Source organism: Rhodococcus sp. NPDC003348 (assembly GCF_053589375.1).
In genome coordinates, this window is sequence record NZ_JBSFRT010000001.1 from 58,441 (window position 1) to 84,700 (window position 26,260).

23 protein-coding genes and 1 pseudogene are annotated in these 26,260 nt (G+C 69.0%); 11 read left to right on the forward strand and 13 right to left on the reverse strand.

What is annotated here, in order from left to right; genetic code table 11:
- Window positions 1–66: 66 nt before the first annotated feature.
- From ACWDU4_RS00315 to ACWDU4_RS00325, 3 genes and pseudogenes are all read left to right on the forward strand, one after another.
- Window positions 67–846, forward strand: a complete 780-nt coding sequence (locus ACWDU4_RS00315) for an enoyl-CoA hydratase/isomerase family protein (protein ID WP_450111842.1) — start codon at window positions 67–69, stop codon at window positions 844–846.
- Window positions 847–879: 33 nt separating this feature from the next.
- The gene (locus tag ACWDU4_RS00320; RefSeq protein ID WP_450111843.1) at window positions 880–1,359 is read left to right on the forward strand and encodes a pyridoxamine 5'-phosphate oxidase family protein; all 480 of its coding nucleotides are present in this window, start codon (window positions 880–882) and stop codon (window positions 1,357–1,359) included.
- Window positions 1,360–1,599: 240 nt separating this feature from the next.
- A pseudogene (locus tag ACWDU4_RS00325) lies at window positions 1,600–3,034 on the forward strand (FAD-dependent oxidoreductase).
- Between the two features lie 70 nt (window positions 3,035–3,104).
- Here the strand turns inward: ACWDU4_RS00325 and ACWDU4_RS00330 are convergent.
- From ACWDU4_RS00330 to ACWDU4_RS00360, 7 genes are all read right to left on the reverse strand, one after another.
- Complete coding sequence (locus tag ACWDU4_RS00330) at window positions 3,105–5,330, reverse strand: arylsulfatase (protein WP_450111844.1); 2,226 nt, start codon at window positions 5,328–5,330, stop codon at window positions 3,105–3,107.
- A gap of 41 nt (window positions 5,331–5,371) precedes the next feature.
- Window positions 5,372–7,030 carry an ABC transporter ATP-binding protein gene (locus ACWDU4_RS00335; protein ID WP_450111845.1) on the reverse strand — a complete coding sequence of 553 codons (1,659 nt, stop codon included), beginning with the start codon at window positions 7,028–7,030 and terminating at the stop codon, window positions 5,372–5,374.
- A 29-nt stretch (window positions 7,031–7,059) separates the two neighbouring features.
- On the reverse strand, window positions 7,060–7,929 hold the full coding sequence (locus ACWDU4_RS00340) for an ABC transporter permease (RefSeq protein WP_450111846.1): 870 nt from the start codon (window positions 7,927–7,929) through the stop codon (window positions 7,060–7,062).
- Window positions 7,926–8,885 carry an ABC transporter permease gene (locus ACWDU4_RS00345; RefSeq protein WP_450111847.1) on the reverse strand — a complete coding sequence of 320 codons (960 nt, stop codon included), beginning with the start codon at window positions 8,883–8,885 and terminating at the stop codon, window positions 7,926–7,928. The genes ACWDU4_RS00340 and ACWDU4_RS00345 overlap by 4 nt, the downstream gene beginning before the upstream one ends.
- Before the next feature lie 7 nt (window positions 8,886–8,892).
- Window positions 8,893–10,467, reverse strand: coding sequence for an ABC transporter substrate-binding protein (locus ACWDU4_RS00350; RefSeq protein ID WP_450111848.1), 1,575 nt, complete (start codon window positions 10,465–10,467; stop codon window positions 8,893–8,895).
- A gap of 80 nt (window positions 10,468–10,547) precedes the next feature.
- Window positions 10,548–11,513 (reverse strand): TauD/TfdA dioxygenase family protein, encoded by a 966-nt coding sequence (locus ACWDU4_RS00355; protein ID WP_450111849.1) that lies wholly within the window; start codon window positions 11,511–11,513, stop codon window positions 10,548–10,550.
- A 44-nt stretch (window positions 11,514–11,557) separates the two neighbouring features.
- Window positions 11,558–12,364: a TauD/TfdA dioxygenase family protein gene (locus ACWDU4_RS00360; RefSeq protein ID WP_450111850.1), complete on the reverse strand. Its 807-nt coding sequence runs from the start codon at window positions 12,362–12,364 to the stop codon at window positions 11,558–11,560.
- 200 nt (window positions 12,365–12,564) lie between these two features.
- Here ACWDU4_RS00360 and ACWDU4_RS00365 point away from each other — a divergent pair, with 200 nt between their 5' ends.
- Complete coding sequence (locus ACWDU4_RS00365) at window positions 12,565–13,239, forward strand: TetR/AcrR family transcriptional regulator (protein ID WP_450111851.1); 675 nt, start codon at window positions 12,565–12,567, stop codon at window positions 13,237–13,239.
- 63 nt (window positions 13,240–13,302) lie between these two features.
- Here the strand turns inward: ACWDU4_RS00365 and ACWDU4_RS00370 are convergent, their stop codons facing one another.
- Entirely contained in the window at window positions 13,303–14,052 is a 750-nt protein-coding gene (locus ACWDU4_RS00370) for an SDR family NAD(P)-dependent oxidoreductase (RefSeq protein WP_450111852.1), read from the reverse strand.
- A complete protein-coding gene (locus ACWDU4_RS00375; protein WP_450111853.1) occupies window positions 14,049–14,813 on the reverse strand; it encodes an SDR family NAD(P)-dependent oxidoreductase in 765 nt (254 codons plus the stop codon). The genes ACWDU4_RS00370 and ACWDU4_RS00375 overlap by 4 nt, the downstream gene beginning before the upstream one ends.
- A 53-nt stretch (window positions 14,814–14,866) precedes the next feature.
- Between ACWDU4_RS00375 and ACWDU4_RS00380 the strand changes: the two genes are divergently transcribed.
- Genes ACWDU4_RS00380 through meaB form a run of 3 tightly spaced genes read left to right on the forward strand, consistent with a single transcriptional unit; the run spans window position 14,867 to window position 18,418 of the window.
- Window positions 14,867–16,339 (forward strand): class I adenylate-forming enzyme family protein, encoded by a 1,473-nt coding sequence (locus ACWDU4_RS00380; RefSeq protein WP_450111854.1) that lies wholly within the window; start codon window positions 14,867–14,869, stop codon window positions 16,337–16,339.
- A complete protein-coding gene (locus ACWDU4_RS00385; protein WP_450111855.1) occupies window positions 16,332–17,471 on the forward strand; it encodes a thiolase family protein in 1,140 nt (379 codons plus the stop codon). Before ACWDU4_RS00380 ends, ACWDU4_RS00385 begins: the two co-directional genes overlap by 8 nt.
- Entirely contained in the window at window positions 17,468–18,418 is a 951-nt protein-coding gene (gene meaB / locus ACWDU4_RS00390) for a methylmalonyl Co-A mutase-associated GTPase MeaB (protein WP_450111856.1), read from the forward strand. Before ACWDU4_RS00385 ends, meaB begins: the two co-directional genes overlap by 4 nt.
- Before the next feature lie 35 nt (window positions 18,419–18,453).
- Here meaB and ACWDU4_RS00395 read toward each other — a convergent pair whose 3' ends face one another.
- The 3 genes from ACWDU4_RS00395 to ACWDU4_RS00405 are packed head-to-tail and all read right to left on the reverse strand — an operon-like array spanning window position 18,454 to window position 21,055.
- Window positions 18,454–19,524 carry an NAD(P)H-dependent amine dehydrogenase family protein gene (locus ACWDU4_RS00395; protein ID WP_450111857.1) on the reverse strand — a complete coding sequence of 357 codons (1,071 nt, stop codon included), beginning with the start codon at window positions 19,522–19,524 and terminating at the stop codon, window positions 18,454–18,456.
- A 28-nt stretch (window positions 19,525–19,552) separates the two neighbouring features.
- Complete coding sequence (locus ACWDU4_RS00400) at window positions 19,553–20,353, reverse strand: acyl-CoA thioesterase (protein WP_450111858.1); 801 nt, start codon at window positions 20,351–20,353, stop codon at window positions 19,553–19,555.
- A 48-nt stretch (window positions 20,354–20,401) separates the two neighbouring features.
- Window positions 20,402–21,055 (reverse strand): TetR/AcrR family transcriptional regulator, encoded by a 654-nt coding sequence (locus ACWDU4_RS00405; RefSeq protein WP_450111859.1) that lies wholly within the window; start codon window positions 21,053–21,055, stop codon window positions 20,402–20,404.
- 181 nt (window positions 21,056–21,236) lie between these two features.
- Between ACWDU4_RS00405 and ACWDU4_RS00410 the strand changes: the two genes are divergently transcribed.
- From ACWDU4_RS00410 to ACWDU4_RS00425, 4 genes are all read left to right on the forward strand, one after another.
- The gene (locus tag ACWDU4_RS00410; RefSeq protein ID WP_450111860.1) at window positions 21,237–22,253 is read left to right on the forward strand and encodes an acyl-CoA dehydrogenase family protein; all 1,017 of its coding nucleotides are present in this window, start codon (window positions 21,237–21,239) and stop codon (window positions 22,251–22,253) included.
- Window positions 22,244–23,419, forward strand: coding sequence for an acyl-CoA dehydrogenase family protein (locus tag ACWDU4_RS00415; RefSeq protein ID WP_450111861.1), 1,176 nt, complete (start codon window positions 22,244–22,246; stop codon window positions 23,417–23,419). Before ACWDU4_RS00410 ends, ACWDU4_RS00415 begins: the two co-directional genes overlap by 10 nt.
- Before the next feature lie 10 nt (window positions 23,420–23,429).
- Window positions 23,430–24,215 (forward strand): enoyl-CoA hydratase, encoded by a 786-nt coding sequence (locus ACWDU4_RS00420; protein WP_450111862.1) that lies wholly within the window; start codon window positions 23,430–23,432, stop codon window positions 24,213–24,215.
- Window positions 24,216–24,407: 192 nt separating this feature from the next.
- Window positions 24,408–24,923, forward strand: coding sequence for a hypothetical protein (locus ACWDU4_RS00425; RefSeq protein ID WP_450111863.1), 516 nt, complete (start codon window positions 24,408–24,410; stop codon window positions 24,921–24,923).
- 82 nt (window positions 24,924–25,005) lie between these two features.
- Here ACWDU4_RS00425 and ACWDU4_RS00430 read toward each other — a convergent pair whose 3' ends face one another.
- The gene (locus ACWDU4_RS00430; RefSeq protein WP_450111864.1) at window positions 25,006–26,259 is read right to left on the reverse strand and encodes an amidohydrolase family protein; all 1,254 of its coding nucleotides are present in this window, start codon (window positions 26,257–26,259) and stop codon (window positions 25,006–25,008) included.
- Window position 26,260: the final 1 nt, after the last annotated feature.

Sequence of the window (26,260 nt, forward strand, 5' to 3'; positions counted from 1 at the left end):
ACTAGTGCCTTGCGCCCTGGAGGTCACGGAATGACCAGAATCGGAGAACCTGCTGTGTCGTCAAGTGTGGGAGATGATCTGGGGGCCGCGGGGCTGCGCTTCGAACGGCAGGGGCCGATCGGCTGGTGTGTCATCGACCGGCCGGCGGCCCGCAACGCGTTCACACCGGCGATGTACTACGGACTCAGACGTGCCGTCCGCCTGGTGAACTCGGATCCGGAGCTGGCGGCGCTGATCATCACCGGCACTGGCGACGTGTTCGCGGCCGGCGGTGATCTCGGCGGCCGCGCGGAGCCGGGGGACCGGCTTCCGGACGGGCTCGGGCACGACATCCTGCCGTTCCTGACCATTCGCGACAGCCGGGCGCCGGTGATCGCCGCCGTCAACGGCATCTGCCAGGCGGGCGGGCTGCTGGTGGCGATGATGGCCGACATCGCCGTCGCCAGCGACCGCGCGACGTTCCGGGTGCCGGAGCTGCTGCGAGGCATCCCGGACGCGACGTTCGCGGCCGCGCTGCCCGCCCATGTCGGCATGGCGGTCGCCCGGGATCTGCTGCTCTCCGCCCGCCGGTTCGACGCCGCCGAGGCGCAGCGGCTCGGTGTCATCTCCCGCGTGGTGCCGCACGAGGATCTGCGCACGGCGGCGCTCACCGCCGCCCGCGAGGTGCTGCAGACCGCGCCCGAGGCCCGGGTGCAGGTCAAGCGGATGCTCAACGAGCGGTACGGTCTGATCGACTACCAGACCATGAACGCCGCGCTCGAGACGTCGCCGGAGCCTCGAGAAGGCATGCGGGCCTTCATGGAGAAGCGTGAACCGAACTGGGTGCCGGACAACCTTCCCGGTTGACCCGGCGACCCGAACGATCGAGAGGAGCCTGCGATGCCGGTTGGCCTGGGGACACAGCGTCGCGGTCGGGCCATCGCCATGACCGCGGCCGAGATCGACGACTTCCTGGCCGAGGAGCGGACCTGCCGGGTCGCCTCGGTCGACGGCGACGGCCAGCCCCACGTGACGCCGCTGTGGTTCGTGTGGGACGGGACGCACCTGTGGCTCAACTCGCTGGTGCGTAGCCGGCGCTGGACCGACCTGAGCCGCGACCCACGGGTCTCCGTCGTCGTCGACGGCGGCGAGGGGTACGGCGAGCTCCGCGGCGTGGAGATCGTGGGCACTGTGGATGTCGTCGGTGAGACCCCACGTGGGACGGAGCCGAACGTGGAACTCGCGGACCCGGAACGCCGGTATGCCCGCAAGTACCAGGGCAGGGACGAGTTCACCGCCGACGGCAGGCACGGCTGGCTGCGGGTGACGCCGCGACGGGTGGTCAGCTGGGACTTTCGCAAGATCCGGCGCGACCGGTAGCGCTCTGTCGATTCGGCCGAATGACCCACCGGCGCAACGAACCCGCGGACAGGTGGCCGTCGACCCGCGTGCCGAGACCCCGGCCGAAGGTCTGGTCCGGCCTGGCAACGTCCCGGCGGCCCGTGTGGTGTCCCGTTGTGTGGGAGGCCTCTCGCTCCCCGCATCCCACTCCTCGACAATGGCCTGCATCACAGCGAATCATGGTTGTGATGTGGATCACATGGGTCGAGAGGGGTGAACGTGGGCATTGCGGGTTTCGATGAGGAATTCGATGTGGTCGTCGTCGGATCGGGGGCGGCGGGTTCGGCTGCGGCTCTCGGTGCGCACCAATCGGGAGCGAGCGTTCTGGTCGTCGAGAAGTGACGCGGACACCGCGGGCGGGAACACGCGAGTCTCCGGCGGCGGTTGGTGGGTGAACCGCGACCCGGAACGGGCGCGCACCTTCCTGAACTCGCTCAGTGCGCCCTTCCCGGTGGCCGACGACGTCGTCGCGGCGTGGGCCACCGAGACCGCCGAGAACTCGCGATGGCTCGAGGAACTCGGCGCCGACGTCGCGCTGAGCCCCGACTATCACACGGAGCCGGAGTATCTCGAGCTGGACGGCAGCGACTGTTACGCGGGCATGGACACCGTCGGCGGCCGCATGGGCAATGTGCTGCTCTACGACTTCCTGCGCGGTGCGGTCGCCGAGCGTGGCATCGAGACCCGATTCGGGACCGCGGCAGTCGAGCTGATCAGCGACGGCGGTGCCGTCGTCGGTGTCGAGGTCGAGGGCGCCGAGGGGCGGCGTCGGATCGGTGCACGCGGCGGGGTGGTGTTGGCCACCGGCGGATTCCAGGCTGATCCCGCGATGGTTCGCGACTACCTGCGGGTCGAGGACCACGTGCTGTGGGGCTCACCCGCATCGACCGGTGACGGTCACCGCATGGCGCAGGCGGTCGGCGCCGACCTGTGGCACATGGGCAACATGATGACCATCACCGGTGTGCGCGGCGACGACGAGTTCGGCCACTACCTCGCGCTGTGGAACGCGCACAACTACCTGTGGGTGTCCGAGGACGGCCGCCGCTTCGTCGACGAGACGGCCGCCCCCAAGCACGGGCACATCCTCCGGAACGGTGCCTACGAACTGTTCCCGCTGCGTCCGTTCCGTCTGATCTTCGACGAGCAGATGCGCACCGCCGGCCCGCTGAGTCCCACTCCCGATGTCCTGCCGGTCGGATGGAACATGCTCATGAAGGGAACTCGGTGGAGTTCGGACAACAGCGAGGAGATCGAGAAGGGCTGGATCCGGCGCGCGGACTCGATCGCCGAGCTGGCCGAGGTCGCCGGACTGGACGCCGCGACGCTCGAGGCCACGGTCGCGCAATACAACGCGGCCTGTGCGGCAGGCTCCGACGATCACTTCGGGCGCGATCCGCAGACCCTCGGGGCGGTGTCGCAGGCGCCCTTCTACGTCCTCGACGTCACCCCTCTCCTCGGGTGGAGCAACGGCGGACCGCGTCGCGACGGCCGGGCCCGCGTGGTCGACACCCGCGGCGTCGCCATCGACGGCCTGTACGCGGCGGGCGAGGTGAGCTCGACCTACAGCTGGACCAAGGATGGCGGATTCCACATCGCCGACGCCCTCGCGTTCGGTCGGGTGGCCGGCCGCGACGCCGCGTCCCGGGCCTGACGAGTGCCGGTGGTTCGGCCACACGGGCGGAATCACCGGCACTCGGGCTGCGCATTACCCCGACAGCGGACTACTCCACCTGCAGCGCGATCCGCAGATCCGCCTCGTCGAGCGGGGCGGGCCGGGGCGTCTCGACGGTGACCGTGTGCAGCGTTCCGGTCCACGGGAACGGCGGCCGGTAGCGGTCCGAGACCGGGAGTCCGCGGTCGTGGCCGAGGGTGATCGACGTGCCCCCGTGCTGCCAGGCGTGTGGCAGGGCGTGCGGGCTGTCGGTGGCAGCCACCGGCACGCCGTCGAGGGCGTAGCCGATGCGCAGGCCGCCGTCCGGGCGCGGCTCCAGCTGCCAGGACAGTTCGTGACTGCCCGGTGGAAGCTGCTCGGGGGCGGTCACCGTGATCTCGCCGCCCGCCGAGGCCACGGTGAGCGAGGCGGTCCCGTCGATGACGTAGGCGGCGAACCCGCCGTTGTGGTCACCGAGCGCGAACAGCACACCAGCGGAGCCGTTTTCGGGGACCTCCACCGTTGCCCGCAGGGTGCCGCCGGCGTGTAGCCGGGGCAGCGCCTCGTCGGACACCGCGCCGCCTGCCGGACGCAGAGTGACCGACGGACCCGGCGGGTAGGCGCGCGGCGTGACCCGGACGACGCGCGCGACCAGGTTGTCCGCGAGAGGCCGGACACCGTGCCGCTCGGCCTCGCGCTCCCACTGTGCCTCGAGATCGAGCACGACATCGGGATGCTCGTCGGCGACGTCGTGGGCCTCGGAGAAGTCTTCGTCCGTCCGGAACAACGCCCAACGGTCCTCGGCGAAGTCGCGGCTGCCGGTCATCAGCAGCTCCTCGTCCAGGACCCCGGCGGACACGTGGTTGGTTGTGGCCTTCCAGCCGTCGGCGACGATGGAGCGGGATCCGAGCATCTCGAAGTACTGGCTGGACCGGGGCGCCGGGGCGGCCGGATCGGTGAATGTCGCCAGCAGACTCGCGCCATCCACCGGCTGCTGTGGCACGCCGCCCACGATCTCGGGTGCGGTGACCCCGCACGCCGCCAGCACAGTGGGGGCGATGTCGACCGCATGCGCGAACTGTCTCCGTACCGAACCGGATTCGGCGATGCCGCGCGGCCAATGCACGACCAGGGGAACACGGGTACCGCCGAGCCAGGTGTACCGCTTCCACAACTGGAACGGGGTGTTGCCGGCCCACGCCCAGCCCCATGCGTAGTGCGGGTACCCGTCGACCCCACCCCAGTCGTCGAGCCGGTCCAGGTTGTCGGCGAGGTCGTCCCGGATGCGGTGGGTGAAACGGTGCTCGTTGTAGGTGCCCGCGACGCCGCCCTCCGCGCTCGCCCCGTTGTCCGACATCACCATGATGAGGGTGTTGTCGGTGACTCCGAGATCGTCGAGAGTGTCGAGGAGCCTGCCGATCTGGGCGTCGGTGTGGGTGAGGAATCCGGCGTACACCTCGTGCATGCGGGCGTAGAGGCGCCGCTCGTCGGCGGTGAGGTCGTCCCATGCAGGCACCCAGGACGGCCGCTCGGTCAGCGTGGTGCCCGCCGGGACCACACCCTCGGCGAGCTGCCGCTCGAAGACCTGCTCCCGCCACCGGTCCCAGCCGAGGTCGAAGCGACCGGAATAGGCGTCGGCCCAGGACTTCTCGACGTGATGGGGGGCGTGCATGGCGCCCGGCGCGAAGTATAGGAAGAAGGGCTTGCCCGGTGCGGACTGCTGCTGGTTGACCACCATCCGGATCGCCTCGTCGGTGAGATCCTCGGTCAGGTGGTAGCCCTCGTCCGGCCCGGCAGGCGGATCGACGTAGGAGTTGTCGCGGACCAGTTCCGGCGCCCAGTGGTTCGCGTCGCCGCGCAGAAAGCCGTAGTAGCGCTCGAATCCGAGCCCGAGCGGCCAGCGGTCGTATGGTCCCGCGGAGGACCTCTCACCGGAGGGCAGCAGGTGCCACTTGCCGACCGCCATGGTGTTCCACCCGGCGTCCCGGAGCACCCGCGGCAGCGCGGCGGCCGAGTCCGGGATCTTCCCGGTGTAGCCCGGGTCGTCGGTGGGGACGTCGCACAGGAATCCCATGCCGACGGAATGGTGGTTGCGCCCGGTGAGCAGTGCGGCGCGAGTCGGTGAGCAGAGCGCGGTCACGTGGAATCGGTTGTACCGCAGTCCGCCCTGAGCGAGACGGTCGATGTTCGGCGTGGCGATGTCGGAGCCGAAGCAACCGAACTGCCCGAAGCCGAGATCGTCGAACAGGATCACGACGACGTTGGGGGCGCCGTCGGGTGCCTTCGTGGTGGTCATCGACGGAGGGGGTCCTTTCACGAGACCGGAGGGGTGGGCGGTCACACCGCGACGGGGCGACGGTCCTCGGTGCGGCCGGATCGCCGGGCCGGGTCGGGGACCGGCACCGCGTCGACCAGCGCGCGGGTGTACGGATCACGCGGGGCGGCGAAGACGGATTCGACCGAGCCCGACTCGACCACGGCCCCGGCGCGCAGCACCGCCACCCGATCCGCGACCTGGTGCACGACCGCGAGGTCGTGGCTGATGAACAGGCACGCGAAGCCGAGGTCGCGCTGGATCTCGGCGAACAGTTCGAGGACCTCGGCCTGGACGGAGACGTCGAGCGCACTCGTGGGCTCGTCCGCGACCAGCAGACGCGGACGCAGGGCCAGGGCCCGCGCAAGGGCGACCCGCTGGCGCTGACCTCCCGAGAGCTGGTGCGGCAGGCGGCCGGCGAAAGCTGCGGGCAGCCGGACGGAGTCGAGCAGGTCGAGGACTCGGCGGCGGCGCTCGGCGGGGGAGCCGACTCTGTGCACGTCGAGCGGTTCGCGGATGCTCGCCGCGATCGACAGTCGGGGATCGAGCGAGGTCGCGGGGTCCTGCTGGACGACCGCCACGTCGCGGCGGAGTTCACGCAGCCGGCGGGGACCGACCGTGGCCAGATCCTGGCCCTCGACCAGCACCCGGCCGTCGGTGGGCGACACCAGACCGGCGGCCACCCGGCCCAGGGTGGTCTTGCCGGAGCCGGACTCGCCGACGAGCCCGAGCACCTCGCCGCGCCGGACGGTCAGACCGACCGAATCCACCGCCGGGAAGGCGGAATTGCCGCGGGTTGCGGGAAAGGTGACCGATACCCGGTCGAACTCGAGCACGACGTCCCCGGCGGGGACGGACCCACCGGCCGGCCCCGCGGCCGCCGCGACGATCGGTGACGAGTTCTCGGGCAGCCGCGGTACCGCCGCGAGCAGCGCCCGGGTGTACGGATGGGTCGGGGAGTCGAACAGGGAATGCGTGCTGTCGGCTTCGACGACATCGCCGCCGCGCAACACCACGACACGGTCGGCGTGCTGTGCGACCACGCCCATGTTGTGGGTGATGAGCAGGACACCCATCCCGGTGCGTGCACGCACCCGGTCGAGCAGGGCGAGGATCTCCGCCTGCACGGTCACGTCGAGCGCGGTCGTCGGTTCGTCGGCGATCAGCAGGTCGGGATCGCCGGCCAGCGCGAGCGCGATCGCGACGCGCTGCTTCTGCCCGCCGGAGAGTTGGTGCGGGAAGTAGTCCACCCGGCGCTCCGGGTCCGGGATCTCGACCTGCTCGAGCAGATCGATCGCCGCGGCCCGCGCGCCGGCTCTGGAGATCGTGCGGTGCGCGCGGATCGCCTCGCGCAGTTGCCATCCGATCCGGCGGACCGGGTTCAGGGCGCTCTGCGGTTCCTGGAAGATCAGCGCCACCTTGGTACCGCGCACCCGATTGAGTTCCACCTCGCTCGCGCCGAGGAGTTCGGTGCCGTCGAGCAGGATGGAGCCGCCCGCGGTCGCGGTCTCGGGCAGCAGGCCGAGGACGGCTCGGGCCGTCATCGACTTGCCGGAGCCGGATTCGCCGACCAGGGCGACGATTTCGCCGCGCTCGACTTCGAGGGAGATGTCCTTGACGGCGGGCCGAGCGCCGCCGAAGTCGATGTTCAGGCCACGGACGGTGAGCAGTGCTGTGGTCACGGGAAGGTCCTTGCCTTTCAGTGGAGGGATCACCGCTGGCGCGACCGGGCGGCCAGTGCTTGCGAGATCAGGAGCAGACCGAGAACGAGGACCAGAACCACGGCCAGCGGCCCGACGACGAAGGCCGGCGAGTGGTAGGCGTTCTGCGTGCCCTCTTTGATCAGCGATCCCAGGGAGGGGGTCGGCGGGGTGACACCGAGGCCGAGGAAGCTCATCGCGCCTTCGATGAACACGCCCACCGACATCGCCAGTGCCAGCTGGACGGTCAACGGCTCCAGGCAGTTCGGCAGCACGTGCCGGCGCAGGATCCAGTTCTCGTCGGCGCCGATCGTCCGGGCCGCCTCCACGTAGGGGGCCTGCCTGACCGTGAGCACGGAGGTGCGGGTGAGCCGGCCGAACACCGGGACCTCTGCGAGCACGATCACGGCCGCGATCGTCCACACCCCGGGGCCGATCACCATCGTCAGCGCGATCGCCAGGATGATCGTCGGAAACGCCAGGATCAGGTCGAAGGAACGCTGCATCGCGGTGTCGAGCCAGCCGAAGCGGGTCGCGGCGAGGCCGAGCAGGGATCCGATCGCCGCGCCGATCGGCACCGCGAGGAAGATCACCAGCAGATCGATCCGGATGCCGTACAGGGTTCGGGAGAGCACGTCGCGTCCGACGGAATCGGTGCCGAGCAGATGCTCGCCGCTCGGTCCCTGGAGGCTGGCGCCGGGAATCTGCTGGTCCGGTGCGTAAGGCGCGAGCAACGGGGCGAGCAGGCCGGCGAGGACGACGACGCCGACGAGGATCACGCCGACCAGGCCGCGTCCACTGCGCAGGGCCGCCCACCGGCTGTCGCGATCGGCGTCGGTCGAGTCGTCCTCGGCGCGGGAGATGTCGGTGACTGCGCTCATGCCCGACCTCCCAGCCGGATTCGCGGATCGAGCCACGCGTTGACGAGGTCGGTGACCAGCTGGATGACGACGAACAGGGCGACGGAGAACAGCAGCATCACCTGGACCACCGGGTAGTCACGGCTGGAGATCGCGCGTTCGATCAGCTGTCCGAGACCGGGCCAGGCGAAGATTGCCTCGACGAGGACTGCGCCGCCGAGCAGGTGGCCGATCTGGATGCCCAGCACCGTGATCGTCGCGGGCAACGCGTTCGGCAGCGCCTGGGTGAGGACGATGCGGCGCCGCGAGATACCCAGCGCCCGTGCGGTCGTCACGTACGGTTCGGCGAGCTGGCTGCGCAGACCCTCGGTGAGGAACCGGGTGAGCGCGGCCGCGATCGGCAGCGCCAGGCAGAGCGCGGGCAGCACCAGGTACTGCACCGAGATGCCCGGGTCGTCGAGGAAACCCTTGCGAGGGATGCCGCCGGCGGGCAGCACCGCCCACACCACACCGAAGAGCACCACGAGAATCGCGCCGGTGACGAAGTTCGGGATCGCGACCGCGACCGTGCCGAACGCGGTCACCGCCGAATTGAGCCACTTGCGGTCCACGATCACCGACACGGTGCTCAGGGTGAAGGCGATGCCGATGGCGAGCACCAGCGCCGACAGCGCGAGGACGAGGGTGTTGCCCAGCGCATCGAGCAGGAGGGAACCGATGTCGCCGCCGATGATGAGCGACTTGCCGAGGTCGAAGGAGAGTATCCCGCCGATCCACGAGAAGTACTGGGCGATCTGGGAGCCGTTCAGGCCCAGATCGTTTCGCAACGCGGCAAGGGCCTCGGGCGAGGCGTCCGGGCCGGCAAGCACGAGGGCCGGATCACCGGGCACCAGGCGGAGCAGGGTGAAGATCACCACCGATCCGACGGCGAGGACGATCAGCGCGGACGGCAGCCGCTGCAGGGTGTAGCGCACCATGTCCGGATCACCCGCCCAGATAGGCGTTGCTCAGGTCGAGTTCGGCCTTCTTGGACCACTCGACACCGTGGACGTCGGCGCCGGCCGCGAGCTGCGCCTCGCTGTTGTGCAGGCCGATCACGAAGGCGTTGTCGAGCAGTTCGGTGTTCAGCGTCCGGTAGGCGGCCTCCGCCTCGGCGCTGGTCGGATCGACGATCCTCCACGCCGTCTCGACCGCGCGCTGGTAGTCCGGGTCGACGAAGTTCGAGGTGTTCTTGTTCGCGTTGAACGGGTACGCGCTGGTCGGCAGCGTCACCGGGGTGTACTGGGCGTAGGTGTGGGCGGTGATCCACAGCCCGCCGTAGGTGCCGCCGATGAGGTTCTTGAGGGTCGTCGCCTGGTCCAGTGGCGTCAGCGTCGTCTGGATCCCCACCGCAGCGAGATCCGCCTGGATGATCTGCGCGGTCGCCTCGGATTCGGTGGATCCGGTGGTGTAGGAGATCGGAATGACCGGGACGGTCCCGATCTCGGCGACCAGAGCCTTCGCCCGTTCCGGATCCTTCGTGTAGGTCTTGTCGAGCTCGGCGTCGTACGCCGGGGAGTACTCGGGCCACGGCAGACTGCCGGTGTCACCGTGCCCCTGGTACACATCGGTGAGGATCCGCTCGCGATCGATGGCATATGCGATCGCCTTGCGCAGGCGGACATCGCTCAGCCCGGGTGCCGCCACATCCGCACCGACGTACCAGGTGCGTTCGACACCGTGCTGGTCGATCACCTGGAAGTTCGGGTCCGAGGCGAGTTGGTCCGCGTCCCGCGGCGATGCCGTGAGCAGCAGGTCGAGCTGGCCCGAGCGCAGTTGCGAGACACGGGTCTGGGCGTCCGGGACGATGACGTACTCGACGCCGTCCAGGTGGGGTGCGCCGTCCCAGTACTGCTTGTTGGCCTCGAAGGTGATCGACGATCCGGGCTTCCACCCGGTGAAGCGGAACGCCCCGGTTCCGTTGTACGCCTTGCCGGTTTCGAAGTCGGCGATCGTGTTGCGGTCGATGATCGGCACGATGTCGAAAAGGTCGAGCAGGTTCGCGGCGGGCTGGGACAGGGTCAGCACGACGGCGTTCGGGTCGGTGGTGTCGTAGGCGCTGATCAGCGCGGCGGTGCGGGCGAGCTGTCCGGCGCGGCGCGGGTCGGCGTAGTTGCGGAGACTGAACTCGACGTCCTGGGAGGTGAGCGGCCTGCCGTCGTGGAACGTCACGCCTTCGCGCAGTGCGAGCCGCACCGTCAGACCGTCGGGGGAGATTTCCCAGGACTTCGCCAGATCCGGCTGTGCGTCGAGGCCCTCGGCCGGGTAGCGGATCAGGGTGTCGTAGACCAGCCCGGTGACGGTGGCCTGCGCGAGCGCGCCCGCGTAGATCGTGGCCGGGATCAGGTCGCCGCCGTCGCCGATCCGGAGGACGCCGCCCTCGGTGACCTCGGCGCCGGCATCGGCCGCCGCCTGGTCGACCGCCGAGCTACATCCCGCGACGGCCAGTGCACCGGCGAGGGACATCGCGATCGCACCGAGCACGGGGCGACGCAGGCGGGAGGATGAGCGGCTGAACACGGGAGGGTTCCTTTCGAAGGGTGCGGCACCGGCCGCCACGAGGGGCGGGGCGGCCGGTGCCGCGGATCGGGTGGGGAGGGTCAGGCGTCGAAGCCGGGGAAGCGGTCGGGGGTGTCGACGACCGAGAAGTGCGAGGCGTCGCCTTCGATGATGCGGCTGGTCTCGCCGTCGACGGAGACCGGGACGTCGCCGGCCAGGGTCACCCGGTGCACACTGCGCTTGCCCTCGCCGAAGTCGGCGATGCCGTAGTGCTGGGTGGCGCGGTTGTCCCAGATCACCAGGTCGCCCGGGGTCCAGGCCCAGCGAAGGGTGTTCTCCAGCTTGATGATCCGGTCCTGCAGCAGCTGGTACAGCGCGGCCGATTCGTTGGTCTTGAGACCGACGAAGTTCTTCACGAAGTGGCCGACCAGCAGTGCCTTCTCACCGGTCTCGGGGTGCACACGCACGACCGGGTGCTCGGTCTCGAACTTCAGGCGGGTGAAGTTCTGCATCGTCTCGTGGCGGTTGACTGCAATGCCTTTGCGATCGGCGTGCACGCCGGCGTAGTCGTACTCGTTCGAGTGCACCGCCCACAGATTGTCGACGAGGGCCTTGAGCGGAGCGGGAAGCTGCTCGTAGGCGGCGCTGGTCGAGGCCCAGGTGGTGGCGCCGCCGTAGGGCGGGATGTCGACGGCCCGCAGGACCGATGCCTTCGGGATCCGGTCGATGAAGCTGACGTCGGTGTGCCAGCTGTTGGCGGCGCCCTCGATGACGAGCGTGCGGTTGTCCTCGGAGGTCAGCGTCGGGTGGGTGGTGGTCTGCGACCCGAGGGTGCCGGCGAACTGGTACTGGATGTCGTCGGTGACGTGGTGCTGGCCGCGGAAGACGACGACCTTGTTCGCGGCGAGGGCGTAGCGGATCGCGAAGGCGGTCTCGGCGGGGATGTCCCCGGAGACGTGCACACCCTCGATCAGGGCGCCGATGTTCTCGCCGAGCTTGGTGACGGTGATGCCCCCGGCCGCGTAGATGTCGGCTGCGGTGGTGGGACGAATCTCGGTGGTGGTCACGGGTTCTCCTGTGTGCGAGCGGGAATGGGAGTGGACTGGCCGATTCAGCGTGCCGGGACGGGCGCTTCGGGGGCGACCTCGATGCGATGGATGCGCCGCGGCGCGTCGCCGTAGTCGTAGATCGCGTTGTGCTGCACGAAATGGTTGTCCCAGATCGCGATGTCCCCGACGCTCCAGCGGCGCCGGACGGTGAACTCGGGCCGGATCGACACCGACTTGAGCAGACCGAGCAGCGCGCTGCTCTCGTCGTCGGAGAGTTCGTTGATCCGTGCGGTGAACAGGTCGTTGACGAACAACGCCTCGCGGCCGGTTTCGGGATGGCGGATCACCAGGGGATGGGATGCCTCGGGTACTCCCGGCTGCGGGGCGATCCGGTGTGTGGCGGTCAGCCCGTACAGCGCCTCCCGGATCGGAGCGGACAGCGCGTCCAGTGCGGCGTACTGGTTCGACCACAGGGTGTCGCCGCCTGCCTCCGGCAGAACCTGCATGTGCAGGACGCTGAACCGAGAAGGGGCGGCGCGCCACGCGACGTCACAGTGCCAGCGATTGGCCTGGTAGGCACTGCCGTTGTCGGTGCTGATGACACTGATCTCGCGGTATCCCGCGTCGCCGAGATTCGCCAGGTGTTCGTGCGGGTACACGATCTCGCCGAAGTGCTGCGAGAAGGCCCGGTGGATGGCGGGATCGGTTCCCTGCCCGGGGAAGAACAGCACGTGGTGGGTGTAGAGGGCGTCCTTGACCGACGCGAAGTCGGCATCGCTCAGGTTGCCGACCTGCAGGCCGTGCACCTCGGCGCCGATCGCGCCGGCCAGCGGCACGATGGTCAGGGTGGGCAGTTCGAGCGTCGTCATCGTCGCGTCCTTCGGTCTCTCGGGCTGGACTGGATGACGGCAAAAGTAATCAACGGGCATTAATTTGCGAACGCATCCGATCCGGATGCGAAGAACCGTTTACAAGTCGTCGGATCTGCGGTAATGCGCTGGAGCGGAGTGTTTTCGGACGGGTTGTTCGGGGGAGGACGGGTTGCGGCGTTGCGATACGGTGGTCGCCCATGACCGCCAGACGTGGCCGCTACAGCGCGGGTGAGGAAACGCGGGTGCTGCTGGTCGAGACGGCCGAACGGCTGTTCGCGCGGCGCGGGTACGAGGGCGTCACCCTCGCCGAGATCCGCAGTGCCGCAGGCCAGAACAATGCTTCCGTGATCAGCTACTACTTCGGCTCGAAGGAGAACCTGCTGCGCGCAGTCTTCGAGCACCGATTGCCGGCGATCAGTGCCGACCGGGATGCTCTCGTTCGCCGGATGAGTGCGGGTGCACGCCGGTTGACCCTGCGCGAGGCGCTGTGGGGATTCGTGCAGCCGCTGGCCGACAGCCTTCGGAACGGCAACCACTACGTGGGTCTGCTCGACCGTTTGATCGAAACCGACTTGCTGGGCGACGCCTTCAAGTCTGCAGACCCCACCATGACCGCCAGCGGAATGGCGATCGACCGGGCACTGCAGGCAGCACTCACCGACGTTCCGGAGGAGTTGCGCCGGCCGCGGATCTCGATGGTGTACGAGAGCGCGCTTCGGACGCTGGCCCGCTACGACCGGGCGGGTGGGGCGCCGAGCCGGGCCGAGTTGTCCACACTCGTCGACGCCTGGGAGGGCCTGCTCCGGGCGCCGCTGTCGGAGGAGACGCTGGTCGCCCGTCGGGAGGATAGCGAGGACCGGCGATCCTCGTAGCGGTCGGGGACAGGGGCTCCTGCTCGCGTGTCCCCGACCGCATGTCGGACGGGATCGATCTGTTCAGCGCTGCTGGACAAGCGATTCCGAACGCTGCACGGTGCCGGTGATGCTGGCTCCTTCCTGTGCGGCGAGCAGCACTGCCGCCGCGCCCATGGTCTCCGGTGGTTCGACCATCTCCGGTGGGATCTCGATTCCGCTGCCACCCGCCGTCCAGCCCTCGGTCAGCACGACCCGCGACGGGCTCAGACAGTTCACCGCGATGTTGTCGGACTGAAGGTCCGCGGCCAGTCCCAGGTAGAGACGCTCGGCCGCGGCCTTCGACACCCAGTACGCGTTCGAGCCGCGATCCGTCATGGCGACGCCGGTCGTGGTCACCGCGATCAATGAGCCGCCGCCGCGCGCCCGCACATGCGGGATCACGGCCTTGGTCACCAGGAACACTCCGGTCAGATTGACGTCCAGACACAGCTGCCACCGTTTGAGCGGGGTGGACTCGATCGGTCCCTGCCAGAGCACTCCGGCGTTGGCGACCAGGATGTCGATCCCGCCGAACTCGGCGACGGTCGCGGCCACCGCGGCCTCGACCGACGCCTCGTCGGTGACGTCGCACGGCACGGCCAGTGCGCGGCCGCCGGATGCGGTGATCCGGTCCGCAACCGCGCCGATCGTGCCCGGGATCCGGCCCTCGGTCTCGGATCGGGCGGCCACCGCGACCGCGGCGCCCGCCTCCGCGAGCGCCGCGGCGACGGCCGCACCGATGCCGCGGCTCGCGCCGGCGACGAATGCAACCTTGCCTGCGAGGGGTGTCACTTCGGCGGGAACCGCAGCGCGCCGTCGAGGCGAATCACCTCGCCGTTGAGGTAGTCGTTCTCGACGATGGACGCGACGAGGGTCGCGTACTCGGGGGAGCGGCCCATCCGCTTGGGGTGCGGGACCTGCGGGCCCCAGTACGCCTCGAGCTGGTCGCCGGCCTTGCCGTAGGCCGGCGTGAGGAAGGTACCGGGCGCGATGGTGCACACCCGGATGCCGAGCGGGGACAGGTCGCGGGCCGCGACCAGGGTCATGCCGACGACACCGCCCTTCGCGGCGGAGTACGGCAGCTGGCCGATCTGGCCCTCGTACGCCGCGATGGAGGCGGTGTTGACGATGACTCCGCGCCCTCCCTCCTCCAGCGGTTCGGTCTTGGCGATGGCGGCCGCGGACAGCCGCATCACGTTGAACACCGAGATCAGGTACGAGTCGATGGTCGTGCGGAATGCGTCGAGCGACATCGGGCTGCCGTCCTTGCCGACCAGCCGTCCGCCGCCGGCCGGGCCGCCGTGGCAGTCCACGGAGATGCGCAGCGGGCCGAGCGACTCCGCTTCGGCTACGGCGGCGCTCACCGACGCCTCGTCTCCGGCGTCGGTGCGCACGTAGCGAACACCCAGCTCCTCCTCGAGCGCCTTGCCCTTGTCGTCGTTGACGTCCGCGACGACCACCTTGGCGCCGGCGGAGTGGAGGCGTCGAACGGTGGCGTCGCCGAGGCCCCCCGTGCCGCCCACGACGATCGCGGAGCTGCCATTGATCTGCATATTGATTTCCCTTCTTGCAACTATTGCTCTCGTGCTGAGAGAATCATGTTCTCATGAACATCAGCATGATTCTAGAAATGGCCGCAGCGGATGGCGATCGGATCGCCGTGACCGGTGCCGGACGGTCGCTGACCTCGGCACAGTTACTGGATCAGGCCCATAGAGCCGCCGCCCGCTTCCGAGACCAGCCGGCGGTGCTCTACCTGGGTGCCAACCATCCGGCCTACCCGGTGGCGCTGTTCGGTGCCGCCCTCGCCGGCGTGCCGTTCGTCCCGCTCAACTACCGACTCGGGGACAACCAGCTCACCGCACTTCGGGACAAGCACCCCGGTGCCCTCGTCCTCGAACCCGGCGACCTCGACGCGTTTCTCGGTGCGCCTGAGTCGGACACCGCCGACGGTGCGCCTGAGTCGCCTGAGTCGGACCCGTCCGCCGCCGAACCGCTGCCGGAGTGGGACGGAGACGCCGTCGCCGCGATCATCTACACCAGCGGGACCACGTCGGACCCGAAGCCCGCGGTGCTGCGGCACCGGCACCTGCTCGCCTACGTGCTGAACACGCTGGAGTTCGGTTCCTCGGACGCCACCGACGCGGCATTGGTCGCGGTGCCGCCGTATCACATCGCCGGGCTGACCAATCTGCTCTCGAACCTGTACACCGGCCGCCGGGTGGTCTACCTGCCCGCGTTCGACCCGACGGAATGGCTCGCCACCGTTCGGCGCGAAGGGGTCACGCACGCGATGCTCGTGCCGACGATGCTGGCGCGCATCGTGAACGAACTGGGTGACGACGACGCGGCCACCCCGACGCTGCACAGCCTCGCGTACGGCGGATCCCGGACCCCGCGCCCGGTCCTCGAGCACGCCCTGCGGGCCTTCCCGGACACCGGATTCGTCAACGCGTACGGGCTGACCGAGACGGCGTCCTCGGTGGCGGTGCTGTCGCCGGAGGATCACCGCGAGGCGTTCGCGTCGAGCGATCCCGCGGTCCGGGACCGCCTCGGATCGGTCGGGAGGCCGCTGCCGGGCATCGAGATCGCGGTGCGGACCGAAAGCGGCGACCCCGTCCCCGCCGGCGAGACCGGACTCGTGTTCGTCCGAGGCGAGCAGATCTCCGGTGAGTACGGCAAGCGCAGCGTCCTCGACGCCGACGGCTGGTTCGCCACCCGCGATCTCGGCCGGATCGACGCGGACGGGTACCTGTTCGTGGAGGGCCGCGCCGACGACACCATCATCCGTGGCGGCGAGAACATCGCGCCGGCGGAGATCGAGGACGTGCTGCTCGCCCATCCGGGAGTCGTCGAGGCCGCGGTGATCGGCGTCGCCGACGCGGAATGGGGGCAGCGCATCGTCGCGGTGCTCGTCGGTGACGCGGACCCGGTCGAGCTCACGAACTGGGTCCGGGAACGGCTGCGCTCCTCGAAGACACCCGACACCATCGTCTTCCGTGCCGATCTTCCCAAGACCGAGACCGGAAAGCTGTTGCGCCGCAATCTTATCGCCGAACTGGAGAATGCCAATGCCTGATGCTGTCATCGTGTCCGCCCTGCGTACGCCCATCGGTACCGCCGGGAAGGGCACCCTCCGTGACACCAGTGCCTTCGACCTGGCGCACCACGTGGTCGCCGCCGCGGCCGAGGGGCTCGACCCTGGCCGCATCGACGACGTGATCCTCGCCGAGGGACTGCACGGCGGCGGCGTGATCGCGCGACACGCCGCGATCACCGCCGGGTTGACGAGCGTTCCCGGTCTCGCCCTCAACCGGCACTGTGCGGCCGGGCAGGGAGCGGTCCAGACCGCGGCCGCGAGCATCCGCGCCGGCATGGACTCGCTCGTGATCGCCGGCGGCGTGAACTCCGCGTCCACCGCACCGCGGTCGTTGACCCGGGTCGGGGACGAGTGGGTGCCGTGGATGTCGCCCACCCACCCCGACCGTCCGGATGCACCCAACCGCGACATGTCGATCACCGTCGGCTGGAACGCCGCGGTGGAAGCGGGGGTGTCGCGCGAGGAGATGGACGCGTGGGCGCTGCGGTCACACCGAAACGCGGTGCAGGCCATCGAGGAGGGCCGGTTCAAGGAGGAGATCGTCCCGATCGACACCCCGCACGGCCTGTTCTCCGTCGACGAGCATCCGCGTCGTGACACCAGCATGGAGAAGCTCGCCTCGCTCAAGCCGCTGCATCCCGAGATCGAGGGGTTCAGCATCACGGCAGGCAACGCGTGCGGCGCCAACGACGCCGCCGCCGCGCTCACCATCGCGAGCTCCGACCTGGGACTGCCCGCGCTGGCCACGGTCCGGTCCTGGGCGTCGGTCGCAGTGGACCCCTCCCGGACCGGTCTCGCCCCGGTCGAGGCGATCCCGAAGGCCCTCGCCCGCGCGGGAATGACCTTCTGCGACGTCGACCTGTTCGAGATCAACGAGGCCTTCGCCGCGATGTGCGTGGCCACCGTCAAACTGCTCGACATCGACCCGGACAAGGTCAACGTCAGTGGCAGTGGGTGCTCGCTCGGACATCCGGTCGCCGCGTCCGGGGCCCGGATGCTGGTCACGCTGGTGCACGAGTTGCGCCGTCGCGGTGGCGGAATCGGTGTCGCGGCCATGTGTGCCGGGGGCGGCATGGGGTCGGCCACGGTGATCGAGGTCCCCGCGCCGTGACAGGTGTCTCCGGGCGGCCCGCGACCGGTGTTCCGGAGCCGGCGGCGGCCAGTGTCCCGGAACTCGTCGCGGCCGCGCGGGCAGGGTCGACCCGGGCGGTCGGGCGGTTGCTGAGCCTGGTCGAGAGCCCGCGCCGGGACGAGGTGATCTCGGTGCTCGACCCGGCCACCACACGGGTTGTCGGTGTGACCGGGCCGCCCGGCGCCGGGAAGTCGACAACCGTCGCCGCCCTGGTCGGCGCCTATCGCGAACTCGGTATGCGCGTGGCAGTACTGGCGGTGGATCCGTCCTCGCCGTACAGCGGCGGCGCCCTGCTCGGCGACCGGATCCGGATGGCACAGCACATCGACGATCCCGACGTGCTGATCCGTTCGGTAGCGACCCGCGGGCACCTCGGCGGTCTCGCCGCCGCGGTGCCCGCGGCCGTCCACCTGCTGGCTGCACTGTCCTACGACCTGATCCTGCTGGAGACCGTCGGCGTCGGACAGTCCGAGATCGAGATCGCCGCCGTTGCCGACCCCACCGTCGCCGTGCTCAATCCCGGTGCGGGAGATGCGGTTCAGGCAGCAAAGGCAGGACTGCTCGAGGTCGCCGACCTGATCGTGGTGAACAAGGCGGATCGCGACGGTGCCGACCAGACGGTGCGGGACCTGCGAACCGAGGTCATGGTCCCGATCGTCAAACTCGTCGCCTCCCGGGGCGACGGACTGACCGACCTGGTCGATGCGATCGAGACCCACCAGCAGGCGGACACGCGCGAGCGCCGAATCGCCAAGGCGCTGGCGCAGATCCTCTCACTGGCCCAGTCCCGCCTCCGCAGCGACCCGGACCTCGCCGGCCTCGCCGAGTCCGTCGCGGACGGGGGTCTCGACCCCTACCGGGCCGCGGCGCGTCTCCTCGGCCGGGAACCCGGCACCGATGTGCAGGAGCCGCGACACCGCCGGTGACGGCCCTGCCTTCGCAGTGGCCGTCGCCGCGGCACTCAGTCGAATGTGGCCAGCGCCTGCGGCAGGTCGAGAGTCGAGCGGATCCCCGGCGCCGCTCCGCACACCGCCGCAACGGTATTGACGGCGCGGTTGGCGGTGTAGCCGGGGGAGACCGCGCTCATCCGTTCGAGTGGCACCGGGAACCGGATGTCGATGTCGAGCGGGGCGTCCCCGTCGACCGCGAGATGCCACCCGGTGGCCCGTACATCCCACTCGATGTCGGTGGTGCAGTACCAGGTGGCACGGAAGCGCAGCAGTTCGCGCCCGTTCCTCATTCCAGAGACGGTAACCCGTTGTGCCGCAACGGTGCCTGCCTCGATGGTGCCCGCAGCGATCGTCGTGGTCTGTCTCGCGACGGCCACCTGCCCGCTCGCCTCGACCGCGTCGAGGGGCAGGCCGAGGCCGTCCGCGAGCAACTGCAGGGACGGCCCGAAACTGGCCCGCAGGTGTGCCGCCCGATGCTGTGAGTCGACGGTCGGGTCGCCGCCGAACCCCATCACCTCGAACAGCATCGCCGGGGAGTCGCGCCGGGAGAGATCGGCGAACTCGTCGATGGCCAGGTGCTCGAGCCGGCGCTGCACCGAGGCCAGGACGAGCGGGACGGCCTCGGTGATGAATCCGGGACTGCTGCCGGTGCTGTGGATCGAGGATCCGCCGAGCTCGCACGCCGCTTCGACACGAGCGCGGACGGCGGGATTCATGCTCGCCGGATGGTGGAACTCGCCGCGAGTGGTGACGATGTTGATGCCCGATGCGAGTAGTCGGCACACCTCGTCGTGGTCGCAGGCGCGCGGCATGTACAGGACGCAGTCGACCGCGGCGTCGACGATGTCCTCGATGCTCCCCGTCGCGAGAATCCCCGTCGGGCCCGTGCCGCACAGTTCGCCGGCGTCCCGTCCCACCTTGTCGGTGCCGTGGACGTACACGCCGGCCAGGGTGAGATTCGGGTGCTCGATGACGCCGCGCAGCGACTTGGCTCCGATGTTGCCGGTGGCCCACTGCGCGACCCGGAGTGAACGGGCCTGCTCGGAACTGCTGCCGCTGTCACGCAACGTATTCGACTCCACTCTGGAAAGGGGTTGGGGGGTGCTGCGGTCAGGGCAGGCGAAGGAGCGCTTCCTGGGCGTAGGAGGCGACGAGGTTCCCGCCCGAGGTGAGGACGTCGCCGCGGCCGAAGCACCGGCCGCCGGCCACCAGGGGGCTGTGCTGGCGCAGCAGCAGCCAGTCGTCGGTGCGCAGCGGGCGATGGAACCACAGGGTGTGGGAGGTGACCGCGGAGGTGAAGGCGGTGCCGTTGCCGAGTTGGCACAACCCGTCCACCGACAGCAGGGCGGTGCCGATGAGGTTGAGATCGGTTGCGTACGCGACGAGTGCCGGCCCGAGAGCCGGATCGACTTCCGTTGTGCGCATCCACATTTCGAACTCCGGCGCCGCCGTGCCGGTGGCGTCGAGGTCCGTGGTGGTTCGGGTCTCCCACGGGATCAGGTCGAAATGGGCTCGGTGCCGGTCGGGCAGTACGGCCGAGACGTCGGGGACCCACTGGTGCACCGGGCCGTCCTCGGGAGAGTGCATCGAGATCGTGGCCGTGGCGATCGGCCCCTTCGACTGCCGTGCCACGACGGTCAACGTGGCGAAGGATCGTCCCTCGTGCTGGCGTGTCACCTCGTAGCGGACCGGTTCGTCGGCCCGGCCCTCGCGGGGGAAGAGGACGTGGAGGGACTTGAGGTCCTTGCCCGGACAGGCGAGGGCAGCGGCCCGGGTGAGCTGGCCGAGGATCTGGCCGCCGAAGAGGCGGTGGTATTCGAGGTGCTGGTTGTCTCCCTCGTACACCGCGTGGGTGTCCGCCACCGGGCGCAGGTCGAGGCAGGCGAGTAGGTCGTTCCACAACTCGGACATACCGCCGAGTGTAATCAGAACTCTGCCGAAAAGAGAATGTTGTTCTCGCTAGGAGTGTGCGAACCCCCGTGCGCAGAAGGTCCAGACTTCCTCGCCGGTGATGGGCTTGACGGTCGCGTCGTCGGTCGCGCCGCTGGACTGGGCGATGAACATGACCGTCTGCATCGTCATCGCGGCCATGCGGCGGGGGTTGACGTCCTCGCGCAGTTCTCCGGCTTCGTACGCCCGCTCCATCAGCTCCGTGAACAGTGCGAGCAGGGAAGAGTGTGCGACCTTGACCTCGGACGGATGCGAGACCAGCAACTGTGGAGCAAAATCCGTGAACAGCGGGCGCTGGGCGGTCGGGTCGGGGCGGCAGAACTCGAAGAGGAGCTCGATCGAGACGCGGAGCTGCTCGATGGGGTCGGTCTGGCCGGCCGCGGCGGCCCGGATCTGGTCCGCGGAGCGGCTCAATGCATCCTCGAAGAGGGCAAGCAGCAACTCGTGTTTGCCGTCGAACTGCAGGTAGAAGCTGCGCAGGGATTGCTTCGACCGGTCGACGACCTCCTGCACCGTGAAGTCCGTCGTGCCCTTCTCGGTGATGATCGCCTGTGCGGCGTCGAGGAAGCGCTGGACACGCTGTTCCGCGCGGAGTTTGGCGGTTTTGATGGAGCGTTCGACTGCGCGCGCCTTCCAGGCCGGCTCTTCGTTTGCGCCGGTCACGGTCGGATCTGCGCTCTCTCATTGATGGCGAACATGGAAGCACTGTACCGGAGGGTAAGGCGCAATTGCGCCGCCAGGTCACATGGCGCGGTCTTTTGAGAGACTATTACTTTCATCAAATGAGAATGCTATTCTCGCTTCCATACTGTGCACCGCGCTCTGATGGAGGAGGCAGGTCGGAATGCTCTTCGAGTTCGATTCCGATCAGCGGCTATGGCAGGACACGGTCCGTGACGTCACGGCCAAGGAGTGTTCGCCCACGCTGATTCGTAATGTCGTCGACAACGGTACGGATCCGGGTCCGCTGTGGAAGCGGTACGTCGATCTGGGCTGGACCGAGTTGACGGACCCCGAGGCCGCCGTCGAGCTGGCGATCGTTCTCGAAGAGCTGGGGCGCAGCACCGATCCAACGCCCTATCTCGCGACCATGACCCAGTTCGCCCCTCTCGCAACGGCATTTGCCGATCCCGCCCTGTCGGGTACGGCGGTGTACGACGGCATCGCCGTGCACCGGGTCGGCAGCGACTGGGTGCTCGACGGCACGGCCCATCACGTCCTCGACGGCGACCGCGCCGACCGGTTCGCGGTCCTCACCGGGGCCGGCGTGTTCGTCGTCCCCGCCGAGCAGGTGACCGCGACTCGTAGCCCGGTGTTCGATCCCGTCCTGCACCTCGCGGAGGTCCGCTTCGGCGGAGTGCGGATCGGCGACGAGGCCCGCAGCGACGTCGACCCGGCCCGTGCCCGCGAGCTCGCGCTGACCGGTATGGCATTGACGACGGTTGGTGCGTGCCAGCGCATCCTCGACCTCGCGCTCGAACACGTTCGCGGTCGCGAGCAGTTCGGTGCGCCGATCGGATCGTTCCAGGCGGTCCAGCACAAGGCGACCGACATGCACGTCGCCATCGAACGGGCTCGTGCCCTGGCCTACTACTCGGCGTTGACGATCGCGGCCGACGACCCCCGCCGGCGGGTGGCCGCGTCGATGGCCAAGGCTGCGGCGGGCGAGTGCCAGTCCCTGGTGTTCCGGAACGGGCTGCAGTTGTTCGGCGCCATGGGGTTCACCTGGGAGAACGACCTTCAGTTCGCGCTCAAGCGAGCCAAAGTCGGTGAGCTGCTGCTCGGCGGCGCGGCCGAGCATCGAGCGCTCATCGCCGCCGCGCGGGACGCGCACATTGCCAAGGAGTACGCGTGCAACTGACCTTTGACGACGACGTCGAGCGGTTCCGGGCCGAGTTCGTGGCCTTCCTCGACGAGCACCTGCCCACGGATGCCGAGGCGGGCGAACGGTCCCATTCGAGTGCCCACGTCCCGGACTGGGCCAGACGCTGGCAGCGCGTCCAGTTCGACAACGGCTGGCTGCTGCCTGGCAATCCACCCGAGTTCGGCGGCCGGAACGCGACCATCCTGCAGCAGTACGTGCATCTCGAGGAGCTGTCCAAGCGCCGGATCTACCACAGTTTCAATCCGCAGGGGCTCGGCATCATCGCCGCCTCGCTCCTGTCGTTCGGCACCGACGAGCAGAAGGAGCGCTGGGCCGCAAGGATTCTGCGTGCCGAGATCACCGCCGCGCTCGGGATGAGCGAGCCGGGCGCCGGATCCGACCTGGCGGGGCTGCGCACCCGGGCCGTCCTCGACGGCGACCACTTCGTGGTGAACGGGCAGAAGGTCTGGACCTCCGGCGCCCACGACGCCGACGTGCTGCTGACCTTCGTGCGCACCGACCCGGACGCCCCCAAGCACCAGGGGATCAGCGTGCTGCTCATCCCGACCGACACCCCCGGCGTCACGCGCCGCCCGTTCGCCTCGGTCTGCGCCGAGGACGACCTCGACTTCAACGAGGTGTTCTTCACCGACGTCCGGGTGCCCGCCGAGAACCTCGTCGGGGAGTTGAACAAGGGCTGGCGCGTGGCGACGGGGTCGCTCGGTCACGAGCGCACCCTGCTGTGGCTGAGCTTCGCCGACCGACTGGAAGACCTCATCGAGGACTTCCGGCCGGTGACCGAACTGGACCGCGATCACTACGCCACCCTGGTGATGGACGCCCAGGCGCTGCGGTTGCTCGGCTCCCAGGCGCTCGCTCGCGAAGCGCGGGGCAACCAGGACGTGGCCGCGCTGTCGGTACTCAAACTGCTCGGGTCCGAGGCCGTGCAGAGTGCAGCGGAACACGCATTGAGCGCGGCCGGCTCGGACGGTCTCGTCCATCCCACGACAACCGCGCCATACACCCCGTGGAATCTCGACAACTTCTCGTCCGGTTGGTTCGAGCGGTACGTCCGCAGCTTCGCCGGGACCATCGCCGGCGGCACCTCCGAAATCCAGCGCACCATCGTCGCCGAGCGCGTGCTCGGCCTTCCCCGAAGCTGAGGAGCGGGTCTTGTACATTCTCTACGAGGTCGCCGACAAGATCGCGACCATCACCCTGAACCGCCCCGAAGTGGCGAACGCCCAGAACAGCGACCTGCTCGACGAGCTCGATGCCGCTTGGACTCGTGCCGCCGAGGATCCCGAGGTGGCGGTCATCGTGCTCCGGGCCGAGGGCAAGCACTTCTCGTCCGGCCACGACCTCAACGACGGCAAGTGGCCCGCGCCCGGGAACATCACCCTGGAGTGGATCATTGCCGCCGAAAGTCGTCGCTATCTCGAGTACTCACTACGTTGGCGCAATGTGCCCAAACCGTCGATCGCGGCGGTGCAGGGCAAGTGCATCGCCGGCGGGCTGCTGCTGTGCTGGCCGTGCGACCTCATCGTCGCCTCGGACGACGCCTCGTTCTCGGATCCCGTCGTGATGATGGGCATCGGCGGTGTCGAATACCACGGCCACACCTGGGAACTCGGTGCCCGCAAGGCCAAGGAGATCCTGTTCACGGGACGCCCGGTGACGGCGGACGAGGCCGAGAAGGTCGGCATGGTCAACAAGGTGGTGCCCCGCGCCGAGCTGGACTCCGAGACCCGGGCGCTGGCCGAGCAGATCGCCGACATGCCGCCGTTCGGACTCCGGCAGGCCAAGCGCGCTGTCAACCAGACGCTCGACGTGCAGGGCTTCTACGCCGCGATCCAGTCGGTGTTCGACGTTCACCAGACCGGACACGGCAACGCGCTGAGCGTCAGCGGATACCCGATCCTCGTGAAGCTGGACGAGATGAAGGCCAAGCTCCGGTAGGCAGCGAGGACAACAGAAGACGTCGACACCCTGGCAGTGAGCAATCCCGCTCCGCTGTCGGGGTGTTGGTGAGTCTGGACTCTTTCTGCCACATGTCCGTGCAGGTTTCGGACACGGACACGGAGAGTCCCAGGCAGTTTCGCAAAACCCAGTGGTGGGCGGCGGGTCCGTTCACCGGATAGGAGATTGATCATGCGGGTTTCGACCTCCCGTCGGGCACTGGCTGCCTGTGGATTCGTGGCCGTCCTGGCCGCGAGCGTCACCGGCTGCAGCAGTGACTCCGACGACGACGCCACGGCGGCGACGACCACGACGAAGGCTGCCGCCACCACCACCGCTGCCGCCGCCGCGGACCCGGCGGCGACCAAGGAGATCACGGACGCATACGTCGCGTTCTTCAACGGGACGACCCCGCCGGCCACCCGGGCCGGTCTCGTCGAGAACGGCGCCACCTTCCAGCCGGCGCTCGAGGCGATGGCCGCCGATCCGCAGGCGTCGGCCACCACCGCCACGGTCGCCAAGGTCGCCACGACCGATGCGACCAACGCCGACGTCACGTACACCCTGCTGATGGGCGGCAACCCGGTGCTTCCGGATCAGGGTGGCCAGGCCGTCAAGCAGGACGGGACCTGGAAGGTCGCCGCGGCCACCTTCTGTGCGCTGCTCTCGATCCAGGGTGGCGGCGGCGGCCTGCCGCCGGGCTGCTGACGACCCCACCCGTGAACGACTGTGGGGCGGTGCCGAATCCGCTACGGATTCGGCACCGCCCCACAGTGCTGTCGGGGTCGGCTCAGCCGGCCTGCTGCGCGTACAGCGCCGCGTATTCCTTGCGCGAGCGCGTCGAGATGTCGACGTCGACGGCCTTGGCCCGCAACGCGCCGACCGTGGCCTCCTCGCGCGGGATGTGCGCGAACGGATCGAAGCTCAGGAACCGGCAGGCGTTCTGCCAGGTGATCTTGTTGATGTCCGAATCGTCGGCACCGGCCGCAGTGAGCTCGTTCAGCACGAACTCGGGGGCGTCAGGCCACAGGGAATCCGAGTGCGGGTAGTCGCACTCCCACGCGATGGTGTCGATGCCGATGTCGTGCCGGAGCTTGAGCGAGGTCTTGTCGGTGACATAGCAGGCGATCACGTGCTCGCGGAAGACCTCGCTGGGCAGCTTCCCGCCGAAGTCGCGGCGCAGCCAGCGCTGGTTGGTGTAGTGGCGGTCGGAGCGGTCCAGGAAGAACGGGATCCAGCCGATTCCGCCCTCGGACAGGGCGATCTTCAGCTTGGGGAATCGCCGCATCGCAGGTCCCCACAACAGGTCCTGAATCGCGATCTGGGACACGCTGGGCGCGAGCACCATCAGATTGTCGATGGGGGAGTCCGGGGCCAGTCGCAGTGCGCCGAAGCCCTGACCGATGTGCAGGTTCATCACCATGTCGTTGTCCGACAGTGCCTGGAGAACCGGGGCCCAGTAGTCCATGTCGTGGTAGCTCGGCAGGCCGTCGATGTGCGGTAGTTCGGGCATGGTGACCGAGTGGCAGCCGAGCTTCGCCACGCGCTCGATCTCGTGCACTGCCAACTGCGGATCCCACAACGGCAGGATCGCGATCTTGATGAACCGGCCGGGGTAGGCGTCGTCCCACTCCTCGAAGTGCCAGTTGTTGTAGGCCTCGATCATCGCGACCGTGATCTCGTCCTTTGCGTGGCTCAGGTGGCCCGCGCTGAACCCGGTGAACGTGGGGAAGCACATCGAGGCGAGGATGCCGTTCGCGTTCATGTCGTCGATCCGCTGGTGGATGTCGTACACCGCGGGCCGCATCTCGGCGTAGCTGGCCGGATCGCGTCCCCACTCCTCGGCGGGCCACGTCACGACCGCGTTGAGTCCTGCGACGCCGGTCGGGCGGTCACGGTAGATCCACCGTTCGATGCCCTTCTCGTCGAGCACGACCTTCGGTGCGTAGTCCTTGTACTTGGCCGGCACGTGTCTGTCGAACATGTCGAGCGGTTCGACAACGTGGTCGTCGATGCTCACCAGGATCATGTCGTCGATGTTCATG